General features: G+C 59.9%; 1 protein-coding gene. It reads right to left on the reverse strand.

Features of this window, described 5'->3' with window-relative positions; translation table 11 throughout:
• The coding region (locus R0J88_RS20020) for an NAD-dependent epimerase/dehydratase family protein (protein ID WP_410900879.1) at positions 1–274 on the reverse strand (274 nt) is incomplete at both ends.

The following is a 274-nucleotide window of genomic DNA, read 5'->3' on the forward strand; positions in this document are numbered from 1 at the left end:
GTAGTGCGCAAGGCCTTGAGGCTTTTGCGGTACCAAGGCTTCCAACGTCTCACAGATCAGGCGAACCACGTCGATATTGCGCTGCTCGTTATGCCCGCCGATGTTGTAGCTCTCCCCCAACGGCGCCTCACACGCCACCTTGATCAAGGCACGCGCGTGGTCCTCGACATACAGCCACTCGCGCACCTGGTGGCCATTGCCATACACCGGCAGTGGCTTGCCCGCCAGGGCATTGAGGATGGTCAAAGGGATCAGCTTCTCGGGGAAGTGATAG

The organism is Pseudoalteromonas sp. SIMBA_162 (assembly GCF_046535955.1).
Classification (GTDB): domain Bacteria; phylum Pseudomonadota; class Gammaproteobacteria; order Enterobacterales; family Alteromonadaceae; genus Pseudoalteromonas; species Pseudoalteromonas marina.